Consider the following 14,920-nt stretch of genomic DNA (forward strand, 5'->3'; position numbering starts at 1 on the left):
TGGAGTACCTGTGGGAGCTGGCTTGCCAGCGAAGGATACACCGCAGTGCAACTGTCTGATCCCGGTCTATGCTTTGGCCTTCACCGGTGGCTCTTCACTGGGCGGGTCACCCACGGTGGGCGGCAGGGTCGGCTTGACCGGCAGCTCATCAGGGACCCGCCCGGGCACCGGTGGTGGCAGGGTGGGGTCATCGATATTCGGATCGGGCGTTTCTGCCGGGATAGGAATGCTCATAGGCCGAACCTCGCAAAGTGGCGTTGAAAGGGCTTACCCAAGCTTCGACCACCGGCGTACCGCATCGGTCATTTTTTATTGAACCCCCACCTCTGTCATTGCTCTGAACCTTTACCGTCACGCGTAACGGAGCGATGTTCGATGACCCGCGATGAGCCTTTCAGCACCGACGAATCAACCGCACACGTCCTGACCCTGTCCCGCGCGCTGCTGCTGCCGCGTATCGTGATCGAAGACACCGAGCCTGTGCTCGACGCCGGCCAGCATGCGGTCAAGGCAACGGTAGGCGAGCAGGTCACGGTCACCAGCAAGGTCTTCGCCGATGGCCACGACGTGCTTGCCGTACGCCTGAGCTGGCGTCGTCTGCAACACCCCAACTGGCACGAAGTGCCGATGAGCCTGCTGGGCAACGACACCTGGCAGGCCAGCTTCACGGTCGACGAAGTCGGCCGCCACCTGTTCCTCATCGAAGCGTGGATCGACCCTTACGCCAGCTACTGCCATGAACTGGAAAAGAAGTTCGCGGCCGGCGTGGCAGTGAACCTGGAGCTGGAGGAGGGCCGGCTGCACCTGCTGCAAAGCGCCGAGCGCAGCAGCGAACCGTTGCGCGCCAGTTGCAGGCGGTGGCCACGCAACTGGCCGCGCTGCCGGCTGCGGCAGGTGTCGAACTGCTGCTGCATGCCGACACCCGCGCGCTGATGAGCCGCGCCGATCACCGCGCCTACCTTAGCCGCAGCGCCGAGTACCCGCTGGAAGTGGAGCGTGAGCGTGCCCGCTTCGCCAGCTGGTACGAGCTTTTTCCACGCTCCATCAGCGACGATCCGGCGCGCCACGGCACCTTCAACGACGTGCACCAGCGCCTGCCGATGATCCGCGACATGGGCTTTGACGTGCTGTATTTTCCGCCCATCCACCCCATCGGCCAGCAGCACCGCAAAGGCCGCAACAACGCCCTGCAGGCGGGCCCGGACGATCCCGGCAGCCCGTATGCAATCGGCAGTGCCGAAGGCGGGCACGACGCGATCCACCCGCAACTGGGCACCCGCGAGGATTTTCGCCGGCTGGTTGCGGCGGCGGTCGAACATGGCCTGGAGATCGCCCTGGACTTCGCCATCCAGTGCTCCCAGGACCACCCCTGGCTCACCGAGCACCCGGGCTGGTTCAGTTGGCGCCCCGACGGCAGCATCCGCTACGCGGAAAACCCGCCGAAAAAATACCAGGACATCGTCAATGTCGACTTCTATGCCGCCGACGCAGTACCCGCGCTGTGGCTGGCGCTGCGCGACGTGGTGCTGGGCTGGGTGGCAGAGGGCGTGACGCAGTTTCGCGTCGACAACCCGCACACCAAGCCGCTGCCGTTCTGGGAATGGCTGATCGCCAATGTGCGCGCCCAGCACCCGCAGGTGATCTTCCTCGCCGAAGCCTTCACCAAGCCGGCGATGATGGCGCGCCTGGGCAAGGTCGGCTACTCGCAGAGCTACACCTATTTCACCTGGCGCAACACCAAGGCCGAGTTGCAAAGCTACTTCAGCGAGCTCAATCAGCCACCCTGGTCGTACTGCTACCGGCCGAATTTCTTCGTCAATACGCCCGACATCAACCCGTTCTTCCTGCACACCAGCGGGCGCGCCGGCTTTCTCATCCGCGCAGCGCTGGCCAGCATGGGCTCGGGGCTGTGGGGCATGTACTCGGGGTTCGAACTGTGCGAGGCGGCGCCGATCCCGGGCAAGGAGGAATACCTGGACTCGGAGAAGTACCAGATCCGCCCCCGCGACTTCACCCAGCCGGGCAACATCATCGCCGAGATCGCCCAGCTCAACCGCATCCGCCGCCAGCACCCGGCGTTGCAGACCCACCTGGGCATACGCTTCTACAACGCCTGGAACGACAACATCCTGTACTTCGCCAAGGGCGACCCGGCCAGCGGCAGCCTGATCCTGGTGGCCGTCAGCCTCGACCCGCACAACGCCCAGGAGGCGCACTTCGAGCTGCCACTATGGGAGCTGGGGCTGGATGACGACGCGCAGACCTCTGGCGAAGACCTGATGAGCGGGCACCGCTGGCGCTGGTACGGCAAGACCCAATGGATGCGCATCGAGCCCTGGCAGCAGCCGTTCGGTATCTGGCGTATCGACAAAGCCCACTAGAAAGGAGTCGAGCATGGCGAAGAAAGCCCGCCCCGCTGCGTTCATTGACGACCCGCTGTGGTACAAGGACGCGATCATCTACCAGGTGCACGTCAAGTCCTTCTTCGATTCCAACGGCGATGGCATCGGTGACTTTCCCGGCCTGATCGCCAAGCTCGACTACATTGCCGAGCTGGGGGTCAACACCCTGTGGCTGTTGCCGTTCTACCCCTCGCCGCGCCGTGACGACGGCTACGACATCGCGGCGTACAAGGCGGTGCACAGCGACTACGGCAGCCTGGCCGACGTCAAGCGCTTCATCGCCGAGGCGCACAAGCGCAACCTGCGGGTGATCACCGAGCTGGTGATCAACCACACCTCCGACCAGCACCCGTGGTTCCAGAAAGCCCGGCACGCCAAGCGTGGCTCGAAGGCGCGGGACTTCTACGTGTGGTCCGACAGCGACGCCAAGTACGACGGCACGCGCATCATCTTCCTCGACACCGAACACTCCAACTGGACCTGGGACCCGGTCGCCGGGCAGTACTTCTGGCACCGCTTCTATTCGCACCAGCCCGACCTCAACTTCGACAACCCGCAGGTGCTCAAGGCGGTGATCGGGGTGATGCGCTACTGGCTCGACCTGGGCGTGGACGGCTTGCGCCTGGACGCCATCCCGTACCTGATCGAGCGTGACGGCACCCACAACGAGAACCTGCCCGAGACCCACCAGGTGCTCAAGCAGATCCGCGCCGAGATCGACGCCAACTACCCCGACCGCATGCTGCTGGCCGAGGCCAACCAGTGGCCCGAAGACACCCAGCTGTACTTTGGCGAAGGGCAGGGCGACGAGTGCCACATGGCGTTCCACTTCCCGCTGATGCCGCGCATGTACATGGCCCTGGCCCAGGAAGACCGCTTCCCGATCACCGATATCCTGCGCCAGACGCCAGAGATCCCGGCCAATTGCCAATGGGCGATCTTCCTGCGCAACCACGATGAGCTGACCCTGGAGATGGTCACCGACCGCGAGCGCGACTACTTGTGGAACTACTATGCCGAGGACCGCCGCGCGCGGATCAACCTGGGTATTCGCCGGCGCCTGGCGCCGCTGCTGCAGCGTGACCGCCGGCGGGTCGAACTGCTGACCAGCCTGCTGCTGTCGATGCCGGGTACGCCAACGCTGTATTACGGTGACGAGATCGGCATGGGCGACAACATCTACCTGGGCGACCGCGACGGGGTGCGCACGCCCATGCAGTGGTCGATCGATCGCAATGGCGGTTTCTCCCGCGCCGACCCGGCGCGCCTGGTGCTGCCACCGATCATGGACCCGCTCTACGGGTACCAGTCGATCAACGTCGAGGCCCAGGCCAGCGATCCGCACTCGCTGCTCAATTTCAACCGGCGCCTGCTGGCGGTACGCAAGCAGCAGAAGGCCTTCGGGCGGGGCGCCTTGAAGATGCTGTCGCCCAGCAACCGGCGGATCCTGGCCTACCTGCGCGAGTTCACCGGGGCCGACGGCAGAAGTGAAACCATTCTCTGCGTGGCCAACGTGTCGCGCGCAGCCCAGGCTGCCGAGCTCGACCTGTCGCACTACGTCGACCAGGTACCGGTCGAGATGCTCGGCGGCAGCGCGTTCCCGCCCATCGGCCAGTTGCCGTTCCTGCTGACCCTGGCACCGTACGGGTTCTACTGGTTCCTGCTGGCCGACAAGGACCAGATGCCCAGCTGGCACGTGCAACCGGCGCAAGTGCTGCCGGAGTTCACCACCGTGGTGCTGAAAAAACGCATGGAAGAGCTGCTCGAATCCCCCTCGCGCGACACCCTGCAAGCCGCCATTCTGCCGCAGTACCTGCCCAAACGGCGCTGGTTCGCCGGCAAGGATGCTGCTGTAGAGGGCGTGCGCATCGCCTACGGCGTGCGTTTCGGGGCGGCCGCAAGCCCCGTTCTGCTCAGTGAAATCGAGGTCGACAGCGGCGGCCAGTGCACCCGTTACCAACTGCCGTTCGGCCTGATCGGCGAAGACCAGCTGACCAGCGCCTTGCCCCAGCAACTGGCCCTGGCTCGTGTACGGCGAGGACGGCAGGTGGGGTTGATCACCGACGGCTTCGTGCTGGAGAGCTTCATTCGTGCGGCGCTGGCTGGCATGCGCGAGGGTACGCGGCTGGACTGCGCAGACGGCCACTTGCAGTTCGAGGCCACCGAGCAACTGGCCGCGCTCAACCTCGGCGAGGACGCCGAGGTGCGCTACCTGTCGGCCGAGCAGTCGAACAGCTCGGTGGTGGTCGGCGCCAGCCTGGTGCTCAAGCTGATCCGCCGCGTCAATGGCGGTATTCACCCCGAGCTGGAGATGAGCGCCTACCTGACGGCGGCCCGCTACCCGAACATTTCGCCGCTGCTGGGCTGGCTGAGCCGGGTGGACAGCGCAGGCGAGCCGCACCTGCTGATGATCGCCCAGGGCTACCTGAGCAACCAGGGCGATGCCTGGGACTGGACGCAGAACACCCTGCAACGAGCGATTCGCGATGAGATGGAGCCGCGCCACCAGGCGCTTGAGGCCCACGCCGATGCGCTGCATGAGCTGCAGGCGTTTGCCGCGCTGCTGGGCCAGCGCCTGGGCGAGATGCACCAGGTGCTGGCCGCACCGACCCGCGACCCGGCCTTCAAACCGAGGGTCAGCAGTGCGCGCGATGGCCAGGCATGGGGCAAGCAGGTCAGTGCGCAACTGACGCATGCCTTCGATCTGCTGGAGCTGCACCGTGCCGGGCTCGACGTCGAGAGCCAGGCATTGGTCGACGACTTCGGCAAGCAGCGCGACGGCCTGCTCAAACAGGTCACCGAACTGGCCGACCAGGCGGTGGGCGGCCTGCTGATCCGAGTGCATGGCGACCTGCACCTGGGCCAGGTGCTGGTGGTGCAGGGCGACGCCTACCTGATCGATTTTGAAGGCGAGCCGGCGCGCCCACTGCAGGAACGACGCGGCAAGCACAGCCCCTACAAGGATGTCAGCGGCGTGTTGCGCTCCTTCGACTATGCTGCTGCGATGGTATTGCGCAGTGCATCGGGGGTGGATGTGTCAGCGCTTGCCAGCCAGGCCCGCCAGCGCGTGGCCCGCCAGTACCTGCACCAGGCCCGGCACGCGTTTGTCGAAGCCTATGGCCTGGCCACCGCGAGCCTGCCGCATGCCTGGGAACACGCCGATGGCGAGCGCGCGGCACTGGCGTTGTTCAGCCTGGAAAAGGCTGCCTATGAGATTGCGTATGAAGCCGAGAATCGCCCGAGCTGGTTGGCCGTGCCCTTGCATGGCCTCCATGGGCTTGTCAGTACGTGGGGAGAGCAGTAGATGAGCGCGCACAAGCGAGAACAGGCGGGGCTGGGCAGAAGTGATATCGATGACCTGGTCAATGCCAGGCACGGGGACCCATTCGCTGTCCTCGGTCCGCACTCCGATGGTGCGGGTGGCCAATGGATCCGGGCGTACCTGCCCGATGCCCTGAGTGCTCGGGCGGTGGCCCGCGACAGCGGCGAGACGTTGCTGCAATTGCAGCAGGGCAGTGTGCCAGGCCTGTTCAGCGGCCAACTGCAGCAACCGCAGGCGTACCGCCTGCACATCAACTGGGCCGGCGGCGAGCAGATCACCGAAGATCCGTACAGCTTTGGCGACTTGCTGCTGGGCGAAATGGACCTGTACCTGTTCGCCGAAGGCAACCACCGCGAGCTTGCCAAGGTGTTCGGGGCCCAGCCGGTGCAGGTAGACGGCATCGACGGTGTGCGCTTCGCGGTGTGGGCGCCGAACGCGCGGCGGGTTTCGGTGGTCGGTCATTTCAACAACTGGGACGGGCGCCGCCACCCCATGCGCAAGCGCGTGCCCAGTGGCGTGTGGGAACTGTTCATCCCGCGCCTGCAGGCCGGTGAAACCTACAAGTACGAGGTGCTCGGGCAAGACGGCATCTTGCCGCTCAAGGCCGACCCGCTGGCGCTGGCCACCGAGTTGCCGCCCAGCACCGCGTCGAAGGTGGCTGCCCCGTTGGGGCATGTCTGGCAAGACCAGGGCTGGATGCGCGTACGCGCTGCGCACCAGGCCAGCAACGCACCGCTGTCGATCTACGAGCTGCACGCCGGCTCCTGGCAATGCGAGCTGGATGAGACCGGCGAAGTGGCGCGCTACTTCAACTGGCGTGAGCTGGCCGAGCGCCTGGTGCCGTACATCCAGAGCCTGGGGTTCACCCATATCGAGCTGATGCCGATCATGGAACACCCGTTTGGCGGCTCGTGGGGCTACCAGCCGCTGTCGATGTTCGCGCCGACGGCGCGCTATGGCTCGGCGGAGGATTTTGCCGCGTTCATCGACGCCTGCCACCAGGCGCACATCGGGGTGATCCTGGACTGGGTACCGGCGCATTTCCCCACCGACGAGCACGGGCTGGCGCAGTTCGACGGCACGGCGCTGTACGAATATGCCAACCCCCTGGAGGGCTTCCACCAGGATTGGGACACGCTGATCTACAACCTGGGGCGCAATGAGGTGCACGGCTTCATGCTGGCCTCGGCGCTGCACTGGCTCAAGCATTTCCATATCGACGGGCTGCGCGTGGACGCGGTGGCCTCGATGCTGTACCGCGATTACTCGCGCAAGGCCGGCGAGTGGGTGCCCAACCGCCACGGCGGGCGCGAGAACCTCGAAGCCATCGATTTCCTGCGCCACCTCAATGACGTGGTGGCCGTGGAGGCGCCAGGCGCGCTGGTGATCGCGGAAGAGTCGACCGCCTGGCCCGGCGTCAGCCAGCCTACCCAGCAAGGTGGCCTGGGCTTCAACTACAAATGGAACATGGGCTGGATGCACGACACGCTGCACTACATCCAGAACGACCCGATCCACCGTACCCATCACCACAACGAGATGAGTTTCGGGCTGATCTATGCGTATTCCGAGCATTTCATCCTGCCGATTTCCCACGATGAAGTGGTGCATGGCAAGCATTCGCTGATCGACAAGATGCCTGGCGATCGCTGGCAGAAGTTTGCCAACCTGCGTGCCTACCTGGCGTTCATGTGGAGCCATCCGGGCAAGAAGCTGCTGTTCATGGGCTGCGAGTTCGGCCAGTGGCGCGAGTGGAACCATGACAGCGAACTGGACTGGTATCTGCTCAAGTACAAGGAGCACCTTGGGGTGCAGCGGCTGGTCAGCGACCTGAACCGCCTGTACCGCGACGAGAAGGCGCTGCACGAGCAGGACTGCGTGCCGCAGGGGTTCCAGTGGCTGATTGGCGATGATGCGCGCAACAGCGTGTATGCCTGGCTGCGCTGGAGTGCCGAGGGCGAGCCGCTGCTGGTGGTGGCCAACTTTACCCCGGTGCCGCGCGAGGGCTACCGGATCGGCGTACCGTTTGGCGAGCGCTGGGAGGAAGTGCTCAACAGCGATGCACAAGTGTATGCCGGGTCCAACTACGGCAACCTGGGCGGGGTGGCCAGCGAGGCGCTGCCCAGCCATGGGCAGGCGTTGTCGCTGGCGGTGAACCTGCCGCCACTGGCGGTGCTGATACTGCGCCCGGCCTGAGGTCGCTGGGCCTGCGTTGCAGGCCATTCGCTGGCAAGCCAGCTCCCACAGGTTGTGTGAACATTGCACAATCTTGTGGGAGCTGGCTTGCCAGCGAAGCTTTTCAGACCCTGACCATCATGCCTCGATCAGCGCGGCTATCGCCTGGCCTACTGCCTGCGTCGACTTCGTGCCGCCCATGTCGCGCGTGGTGTCACCCGCGGCGATCACCTGCTCGATGGCACCCAGGATGTCATCGTGCGCTGCCCGATAACGCGGGTCACTGCCTTCGTTGCCCAGAAACTCCAGCATCAACGCACCCGACCAGATCATCGCGATCGGGTTGGCGATGTTCTGCCCGAAAATATCCGGCGCCGAGCCGTGCACCGGTTCGAACAGTGACGGGAATTTGCGCTCGGGGTTGAGGTTGGCCGACGGCGCGATGCCGATGGTGCCTGCACAGGCCGGCCCCAGGTCGGAGAGGATGTCGCCGAACAGGTTCGACGCCACCACCACGTCGAAGCGATCCGGTTGCAGCACGAAGCGGGCGCACAGGATGTCGATGTGCTGCTTGTCCCAGCTGATCTCGGGGTAGTTGGCCGCCATTGCCGCGGTGCGCTCGTCCCAGTACGGCATGCTCACGGCCATGCCGTTGGATTTGGTCGCCGAGGTGACGTGCTTGCGTTCACGGGTCTGGGCGACCTCGAAGGCGTACTTGAGAATGCGGTCCACGCCGCGACGGGTAAACACCGACTCCTGCAGCACGAACTCGTTTTCGGTGCCTTCGAACATGCGCCCGCCCAGCGAAGAGTATTCGCCTTCGGTGTTCTCGCGGATCACCACGAAGTCGATGTCGCCCGGCTCGCGCCCCGCCAGCGGGCAGGGTACACCCGGGAACAGGCGCACCGGGCGGATGTTCACGTACTGGTCGAATTCACGGCGGAACTTGAGCAGCGAGCCCCACAGCGAAATGTGGTCCGGCACCTTGTCGGGCCAGCCCACCGCGCCGAAGAACAACGCATCGAAGCCCTTGAGCTGCTCGAACCAGTCATCGGGCATCATCTTGCCGTGGGCCAGGTAATAGTCGCAGCTGGCCCACTCGAAGAATTCGAACTCGATGGCCAGGCCATGCTTGCGCGCGGCGGCTTCGACCACGCGGATGCCTTCGGGGAGGACTTCGTTGCCGATACCGTCACCGGGGATGGCGGCAATTCGGAAGATCTTGGTCATGGCGCTCACTCAGGGTTGGGGAACAAGTGAGCGCATGCTATAAGGCAACTGATCAGAGATAATCCCGACAATCATGAATTCTTTGTGCACATAACGTGAATAGTCTGCCCAACCTCGAAGACCTCAACATTTTTGTCCAGGTGGCCAAGCGCGCCAGCTTTGCCGCCGTGGCGGAACAGCTGGGCATGTCGGCCGCGTTCATCAGCAAGCGCGTGCGTCTGCTCGAGCAGCAGATGGGCGTGCGCCTGCTGCACCGCACCACCCGGCGCGTGTCGCTGAGCGAAGAGGGTGAGCGGGTGTACCAGTGGGCCCAGCAGATCTTCGACACCGTGCAACGCATGGGCGACGACATCAGCGCCCAGCACCGCGAGCCGGTTGGCCAGCTTCGCGTCGCCAGCAGCCTGGGCCTTGGGCGGCGCTTTGTCGCGCCGGCGTTGTCGGAGCTGGCCGAACGCTACCCGCAGCTGGACATCCGCCTGGACGTGCATGATCGCCTGGTGGACCTGATCGAGGAGGGCGTCGACCTGGACGTGCGCGTGGGCAATGCGATTGCCGCCCACCTGATCGCCAAGCCGTTGGCGCGTAACCGCCGGGTATTGTGCGCGGCGCCCGAGTACCTGCGCCGGCGCGGCACGCCGCGCCAGTTGGCCGAGCTGAGCAGCCACGATTGCCTGGTGATCAAGGAGCGCGACCACCCCTTTGGCGTGTGGCAACTGCAGGGGCCGCAGGGCGAGCAGAGCGTGCGCGTGACCGGGGGGCTTTCGACCAACCACGGCGAGGTCGCGCACCAGTGGTGCCTGGACGGGCGCGGGATCTTGCTGCGCTCTTACTGGGACGTGCACGACAGCCTGGCCGATGGCCGCCTGGTGCAGGTGCTGGAGGACTATCACCAGGCGGCCGATATCTGGGCGGTGTACACCTCACCGCTGGCAAGCTCGGCAAAGGTTCGCGTGGCGGTGGAGTTCCTGCGCCAGTACTTTGCCGAGCGCTACAGTTTGCCGGGTGCGGATTAGGGGTTGGCCGGGACGATTTCCTTGACGGTGCCATTGGTGGTTTCGATCAGCACGTACTTGTCCTGGATCTTGACCCAATGGCTTTCGGCGTCGGGTTGGCTCAGGCCTTTCTCTTGCCAGCCGCGCAGGGCCATTTCTTCACGTTTGTAGATGTCGGGGGCCTTGTCATGAACGTTCAACTCGCGGGTAGGCGACTCGGGGGCGGTGACGCTGGGTTCGGCCGCCTGGGCCGGTAGCTGGGCCAGCGTGACGCTGCCGAGCAGGGTGAGGGCGGTGAGCAGTTTGCGAGCAGTCATGCGGTACTCCTGATGGCTGGGGCTTGCACAATCGGACTGCGCAGGGCGCCAAACATTCAATCGGCTTGATGGCGCCGGCGCGCCCTTCGCGGGCAAGCCAGTTGCCACAGGTTTTTGTGACGTACCCCTCATGCCAGAGCCTTCGCCTGAACTTTTTGCCGCCGCTGGGGTTCGAACGGTCGCATTCGACCCAGAGTGCCTTTCACAGACATGGAGATTGAAAGTGATGTGCAAGCGACTCGGCAACCTGCTGCTCAAGACCTCGGCACTGGCTGTACTGGCCACGCCCCTGAGCGCACTGGCTGCACCTTCCAACGACCCGATCGCGACCTTCGGCGCATTGGGCAGCTACAGCAAGTTCAAGCTCGAAGGCGGCAGTAAGTCGGACACCGACCGCATGGGTGAAGGTGGGCTGTTCTTCGATTTCGGCAACAAGCTCACGGCTGAGTCCGGCCTTATCTACCAGGCCGGCGTGCAGGCCAAGTACGGTGACCACAGTGACACCAAGCTCAAGGAAGGCCAGGTCGACCTGGACCTGGGCTGGCGCGCGGCGCTCGATGCACGCAGCTCGGTAGACCTGATCGTGGGCGGCGGCTACAGCTGGTCGCGCTATGAGCTGGAGTCCAACGGCTACGACATGGAACTGACTGGCAAAACCCCGTTCGCCAAGGCCGCGCTGGGTTACAACCATCAGTTCGATGACATGACCCTGCGCGTCGAAGCCGGTGCGCGCCAGGCCCTCGATGGCAAGGCCAAGCTGCATGTGGATGACGTGGGCAACGATACCGTCGACCTCAAGGACCGCACCAATCCGTACGCCGAAGTCAGCCTGCTGATGAACCAGAAAGGCGCGATGCCGATCCTGGCCGGGCTGTACTACACCCGTACCGAGTACAAGCTGGACGAGGACTCGGACGTGGCCGACAACATCAAGCTCAAGCGTGACGAGTTCGGCGTTAAGGTCGGTATCGCCTTCTAAGGGCTAGCGTCCGCGTTTGCGCGACACGACCGCTTCGATGTTCTTGCGCCCGATCAGTCTAGGCTGTTCGGGTGCTGCGGTTTCCCCCAGCCATTTGTACATCACCAGACAGTCCACCAGCCCCAGCCGTGCATGGCGGTAGGCCTTGGGCAAGCGCCCGACGGTCTCGAACCCCAGCTTCTGCCACAGCGCCACGGCCACTTCGTTGCTCGACACCACCGAATTGAACTGCATGGCCACAAAGCCCTCGTTGCGTGCCACGCGCTGGGAGTGCTCGCACATCATGCGTGCCACGCCGCGCCCGCGTGCGGCTTCGCTGACCATATAGCCGCAATTGCTCACATGGCTGCCGGGGCCGGCAGCATTGGCCTTGAGGTAGTACGAACCGAGCAACTCGCCGGCGTCTTCGACCACCCAGGTGTGCAGCGGCAGTTCCAGCCACAGCTGGCGGGCCTGCGGCAGGCTCAGGGCCGGGTCGTAGGCGTAGGTTTCGCGTGCCGTGATCACGGCCTGGAAGGTGGGCCAGAAGCGGTCGAAATCGGTGGTGGTCATGGGGCGGATCTGCAGCATGGGAATCCTTGGCAACGGAACGGTGCGGGCGTGGGCGCCATTCTAAGGGATTGCACGCCCGGCAATGCAACTGAACGCTGCGCCGCCGCCAGGCTCCAAACACCACGACCGGTTACGGATGTTGCGTCATGTCAAAAATCATTACCCAGGCGTTGCCCGTGCCCGAGGCCGACCAGGACGACGCGTTTCTGTTCGGCTCTCCCAAGGAGCGGCTGGACTTCTATCGGCGCGAGATCCAGTACGAAACCAGCCTGCTGTCCAACCGCACCAACGCCTATCTCACCGCCCAGTCGTTTCTGGTGATTGCCTTTGCCTCGTCGATGGCCAACCTCAACCCGCAGTGGGGCGAGCTGTTCACCCTGGTGGTGCCCTGCCTGATGGCACTGCTCGGCATTGTCAGCTCGCTGAATGCCTGGCCGGGCATTCGCGCGGCCTACGACATCATCGACCACTGGCACTTCAAGCAGAGCCATTTGCTGCACAGCAAGCCGGCCATGGGCATGGCCTACGACGAGTCACCGCTGTTCAACGAAATGGAGTCCAGTCACAAGGGCTTTTGCAAGTCGCTGCTGTTCTCGATGCGCACGCCGTGGCTGTTCATCGGCTTCTGGGTGCTGCTCAGCAGCTTCTGCGTGTATATCCAGTTCACCAATCCGGGTGCTTGAGGCGAGCGTGCGGGGGCGGCTAGAGTGTCGCCTCATGCCAGCACCTTGCAAAGGACACCCATGGCCTTGATCACCTTGCGACCGGCACGTGCCGGCGACGGCGCTGCAGTGTTTGCGCTGACTCACCAGTCGATCACCGAGCTGTCAGGTGGCTGCTACTCGGTCGAGCAATTGCGCGGCTGGATGGGGCAGCGCACGGCGCAGGACTACGAGCGTTCGATCGCCAGAGGGCGCATGGTGGTGGCGTGCTGCGGGGAGACGCTGGTGGGTTTCGTGGACGCCGAGCCGGGTGAGGTGACACGCCTGTTCGTACTGGCCCAGGTTGCCGGGCAGCAACTGGGCAGCCGTCTGCTGCAGGTGGGGATCGAGCACGCGCTGGCCCCCGGTGTGGCGCTACTGAAGGTGGAGTCGACACTGAATGCCGAGGGTTTCTATCGGCGCCACGGTTTCGTCGCCCAGGGGCGCGATTTTTTCTCCCATGGCGTGGGCGGTGAGCCGATCGAGGTGGTGTTGATGCAGCGGCCTGTGCGCTAGCGCAGGCCGCTGCGCAGGGTCACTGCCCGGCCTTGCCCACGGCATCCAGGGCGCGTGCCGAGTACACCAGAGCGGCACCGGCATTCATCGCCACCGCCACGCCGAGGGCTTCGGCGATTTCCTCGCGGCTGGCACCGTGCTTGACCGCCTGCGCCGAATGCACGGCGATGCAGCCGTCACAGCGGGTAGTGACCGCCACGGCCAGCGAGATCAGTTCGCGGGTCTTGGCGTCGAGGTGCTGGGTCTTGGCCCCGGCACCGCTGGCCGTCATGTAGCCGTTGACGGTGTCGGGCGACAGTTGCTTGAGATCGCCGATGCCGGCCATCAGCTGATTGCGGTAGGCATCCCAGTCCATCATGCTCATCGTCTTCACCTTTAATGCGTTGCGCCAAAATGAACAGTGAAGCTAGTTTTTCAGCGGTTGCCTTGCCGTTGGTCGATGGTGGTACAAGGGTGCTCCTTTGGTCGTGCGTCGCCAGTACGGTAAGGGGCGATTGCCGCCAGTCGCACGCGAATCTGATCTATCGTTGGGGTTCACGCCAGACGTAGGGCACACCCCGATGAGCCTTGGCAAGATGCCGCAGATCGACCTGCGCAAACTGATCCTGCTGTTTGCCCTGCTCACCGCACTGGTGACACTGGCCAACAGCTTTTATGCCGCCTACCGGGTGCAGCGCCAGGTGCTGGTCGACAATGCGCTGGAGCATGGCCGCGCCTATTCGGCCAAGGTGGCGTCGAGCATCGATGCCTTTTTGCAGACCGCCCAGCAGCACCTGGCCTACAGCGCCGGGCAGTTGCAGGGCAAGCTCGACGACCCGCAACACCTGGCGGCCGAAGCCAGGCGCTTGCAGCAGCAGGACAGCGGCTTCAACTCCATCGCTATCGTCGATGCGCACGGCCAGGTGCTCAGCACCTTCGCGCAGGCGCTGCTCGGTGATGGCCGCAGCCTGACCTCCAGCGGTGCCGCGCAGGCCTTGCACAGCCGCGAGCCGCTGATCAGCCAGGCCTATACCTCCAGCGCGGGCAACCTGGTGGTGTTCATTTCCTATCCGCTGCTGAGCGCAGCGGGCGATTACCTGGGCTTTGTCGGTGGTTCGATCTACCTGCGCCAAAAAGGCGTGATGCATACCCTGATCAGCAACCACTTCTACCATGACGGGACCTACACCTTCGTGGTCGACCGACATCGCAGGCTGCTCTACCACCCGCAGCCCGCAGCGGCTACGTGAGATACGTGCCTGGTATTTCGAGGCCGAACACATCAAACGTGCGCTGCTGCGCGGTATCGGGCTGATGCAGGACAAGCTCGGGCGCCTCAACCTGCAGGCCCAGACCGATCCCTTGACCGGCCTGCTCAATCGTCGTGCGATGAGCGCGGCGCTGGAGCGCCTGTACCAGGCGCAGCAACCGTTCGCGATCATCGCGCTGGACATCGACCATTTCAAACAGGTCAACGACACCTATGGTCATGCGGCCGGCGACGGGGTGCTGGCCCAGGTCGCGCTGCTGTTGCAGCAATGTTCGCGCGAGGGCGACGTGGCGTGCCGGGTGGGCGGCGAGGAGTTCGTGCTGCTGTTGCCTGGTGCCTCGATTGGCGCGGCGGTGGAGGTGGGCGAGCGTGTTCGGCAGGTGGTCGAGCAGCAGGTGATCGAACCGGTCGGGCAAGTCACCGCATCGCTGGGGGTGGCAGGTTGGCCGCACAGCGCGGCGCTGGTCAGCCAGGCGCTGAAAAAA

At 64.5% G+C, this 14,920-nt stretch carries 13 protein-coding genes and 1 pseudogene; 9 read left to right on the forward strand and 5 right to left on the reverse strand.

The genetic code is table 11. The features are described 5' to 3' along the window. Window positions 1–66: 66 nt before the first annotated feature. A complete protein-coding gene (locus G3436_RS27010; protein ID WP_178116427.1) occupies window positions 67–234 on the reverse strand; it encodes a hypothetical protein in 168 nt (55 codons plus the stop codon). A gap of 141 nt (window positions 235–375) precedes the next feature. Here G3436_RS27010 and G3436_RS11890 point away from each other — a divergent pair. From G3436_RS11890 to glgB, 3 genes and pseudogenes are all read left to right on the forward strand, one after another. Next, window positions 376–2,381, forward strand: a pseudogene (locus G3436_RS11890) (alpha-1,4-glucan--maltose-1-phosphate maltosyltransferase). Between the two features lie 13 nt (window positions 2,382–2,394). Next, window positions 2,395–5,706: a maltose alpha-D-glucosyltransferase gene (treS, locus tag G3436_RS11895; RefSeq protein ID WP_163945079.1), complete on the forward strand. Its 3,312-nt coding sequence runs from the start codon at window positions 2,395–2,397 to the stop codon at window positions 5,704–5,706. After that, window positions 5,707–7,920: a 1,4-alpha-glucan branching protein GlgB gene (glgB, locus tag G3436_RS11900; protein ID WP_163945082.1), complete on the forward strand. Its 2,214-nt coding sequence runs from the start codon at window positions 5,707–5,709 to the stop codon at window positions 7,918–7,920. A gap of 117 nt (window positions 7,921–8,037) precedes the next feature. On the opposite strand, the gene G3436_RS11905 is transcribed toward glgB, so the two are convergent. Continuing rightward, on the reverse strand, window positions 8,038–9,129 hold the full coding sequence (locus G3436_RS11905; protein WP_163945084.1) for a tartrate dehydrogenase: 1,092 nt from the start codon (window positions 9,127–9,129) through the stop codon (window positions 8,038–8,040). Window positions 9,130–9,224: 95 nt separating this feature from the next. On the opposite strand from G3436_RS11905, the gene G3436_RS11910 reads away from it, so the two are divergent. After that, window positions 9,225–10,142 (forward strand): LysR substrate-binding domain-containing protein, encoded by a 918-nt coding sequence (locus G3436_RS11910; RefSeq protein ID WP_163945085.1) that lies wholly within the window; start codon window positions 9,225–9,227, stop codon window positions 10,140–10,142. Here the strand turns inward: G3436_RS11910 and G3436_RS11915 are convergent. Further along, window positions 10,139–10,438, reverse strand: coding sequence for an RcnB family protein (locus G3436_RS11915; RefSeq protein WP_163945087.1), 300 nt, complete (start codon window positions 10,436–10,438; stop codon window positions 10,139–10,141). The genes G3436_RS11910 and G3436_RS11915 overlap by 4 nt on opposite strands. Before the next feature lie 226 nt (window positions 10,439–10,664). Between G3436_RS11915 and G3436_RS11920 the strand changes: the two genes are divergently transcribed. After that, complete coding sequence (locus tag G3436_RS11920; protein WP_163945089.1) at window positions 10,665–11,417, forward strand: outer membrane beta-barrel protein; 753 nt, start codon at window positions 10,665–10,667, stop codon at window positions 11,415–11,417. 3 nt (window positions 11,418–11,420) lie between these two features. Here the strand turns inward: G3436_RS11920 and G3436_RS11925 are convergent, their stop codons facing one another. Continuing rightward, complete coding sequence (locus tag G3436_RS11925) at window positions 11,421–11,987, reverse strand: GNAT family N-acetyltransferase (protein ID WP_163945091.1); 567 nt, start codon at window positions 11,985–11,987, stop codon at window positions 11,421–11,423. Window positions 11,988–12,115: 128 nt separating this feature from the next. Between G3436_RS11925 and G3436_RS11930 the strand changes: the two genes are divergently transcribed. Next, window positions 12,116–12,652 carry a hypothetical protein gene (locus tag G3436_RS11930; protein WP_163945092.1) on the forward strand — a complete coding sequence of 179 codons (537 nt, stop codon included), beginning with the start codon at window positions 12,116–12,118 and terminating at the stop codon, window positions 12,650–12,652. A 60-nt stretch (window positions 12,653–12,712) separates the two neighbouring features. Next, window positions 12,713–13,186: a GNAT family N-acetyltransferase gene (locus G3436_RS11935; protein WP_163945094.1), complete on the forward strand. Its 474-nt coding sequence runs from the start codon at window positions 12,713–12,715 to the stop codon at window positions 13,184–13,186. A gap of 19 nt (window positions 13,187–13,205) precedes the next feature. On the opposite strand, the gene G3436_RS11940 is transcribed toward G3436_RS11935, so the two are convergent. Next, window positions 13,206–13,550, reverse strand: coding sequence for a carboxymuconolactone decarboxylase family protein (locus G3436_RS11940; RefSeq protein WP_163945097.1), 345 nt, complete (start codon window positions 13,548–13,550; stop codon window positions 13,206–13,208). A 196-nt stretch (window positions 13,551–13,746) separates the two neighbouring features. Between G3436_RS11940 and G3436_RS11945 the strand changes: the two genes are divergently transcribed. Both G3436_RS11945 and G3436_RS11950 read left to right on the forward strand, forming a co-directional pair. Continuing rightward, on the forward strand, window positions 13,747–14,415 hold the full coding sequence (locus G3436_RS11945) for a cache domain-containing protein (RefSeq protein ID WP_163945099.1): 669 nt from the start codon (window positions 13,747–13,749) through the stop codon (window positions 14,413–14,415). Continuing rightward, on the forward strand, window positions 14,339–14,920 hold a 582-nt coding region (locus G3436_RS11950), incomplete at its 3' end, for a GGDEF domain-containing protein (protein WP_163945102.1). The genes G3436_RS11945 and G3436_RS11950, both read left to right, overlap by 77 nt.

The sequence above is a fragment of the Pseudomonas brassicae genome, from assembly GCF_010671725.1.
Taxonomy (GTDB): domain Bacteria; phylum Pseudomonadota; class Gammaproteobacteria; order Pseudomonadales; family Pseudomonadaceae; genus Aquipseudomonas; species Aquipseudomonas brassicae.

Excerpts from the sequence above, each read along its gene's own strand:
- G3436_RS11940 (WP_163945097.1), bottom strand. The coding sequence starts at position 13,550 with ATGAGCATGATGGACTGGGATGCCTACCGCAATCAGCTGATGGCCGGC.
- treS (WP_163945079.1), top strand. The coding sequence starts at position 2,395 with ATGGCGAAGAAAGCCCGCCCCGCTGCGTTCATTGACGACCCGCTGTGG.
- G3436_RS11915 (WP_163945087.1), bottom strand. The coding sequence starts at position 10,438 with ATGACTGCTCGCAAACTGCTCACCGCCCTCACCCTGCTCGGCAGCGTC.
- G3436_RS27010 (WP_178116427.1), bottom strand. The coding sequence starts at position 234 with ATGAGCATTCCTATCCCGGCAGAAACGCCCGATCCGAATATCGATGAC.
- G3436_RS11905 (WP_163945084.1), bottom strand. The coding sequence starts at position 9,129 with ATGACCAAGATCTTCCGAATTGCCGCCATCCCCGGTGACGGTATCGGC.
- G3436_RS11930 (WP_163945092.1), top strand. The coding sequence starts at position 12,116 with ATGTCAAAAATCATTACCCAGGCGTTGCCCGTGCCCGAGGCCGACCAG.
- G3436_RS11925 (WP_163945091.1), bottom strand. The coding sequence starts at position 11,987 with ATGCTGCAGATCCGCCCCATGACCACCACCGATTTCGACCGCTTCTGG.
- G3436_RS11945 (WP_163945099.1), top strand. The coding sequence starts at position 13,747 with ATGAGCCTTGGCAAGATGCCGCAGATCGACCTGCGCAAACTGATCCTG.
- G3436_RS11935 (WP_163945094.1), top strand. The coding sequence starts at position 12,713 with ATGGCCTTGATCACCTTGCGACCGGCACGTGCCGGCGACGGCGCTGCA.
- G3436_RS11920 (WP_163945089.1), top strand. The coding sequence starts at position 10,665 with ATGTGCAAGCGACTCGGCAACCTGCTGCTCAAGACCTCGGCACTGGCT.
- glgB (WP_163945082.1), top strand. The coding sequence starts at position 5,707 with ATGAGCGCGCACAAGCGAGAACAGGCGGGGCTGGGCAGAAGTGATATC.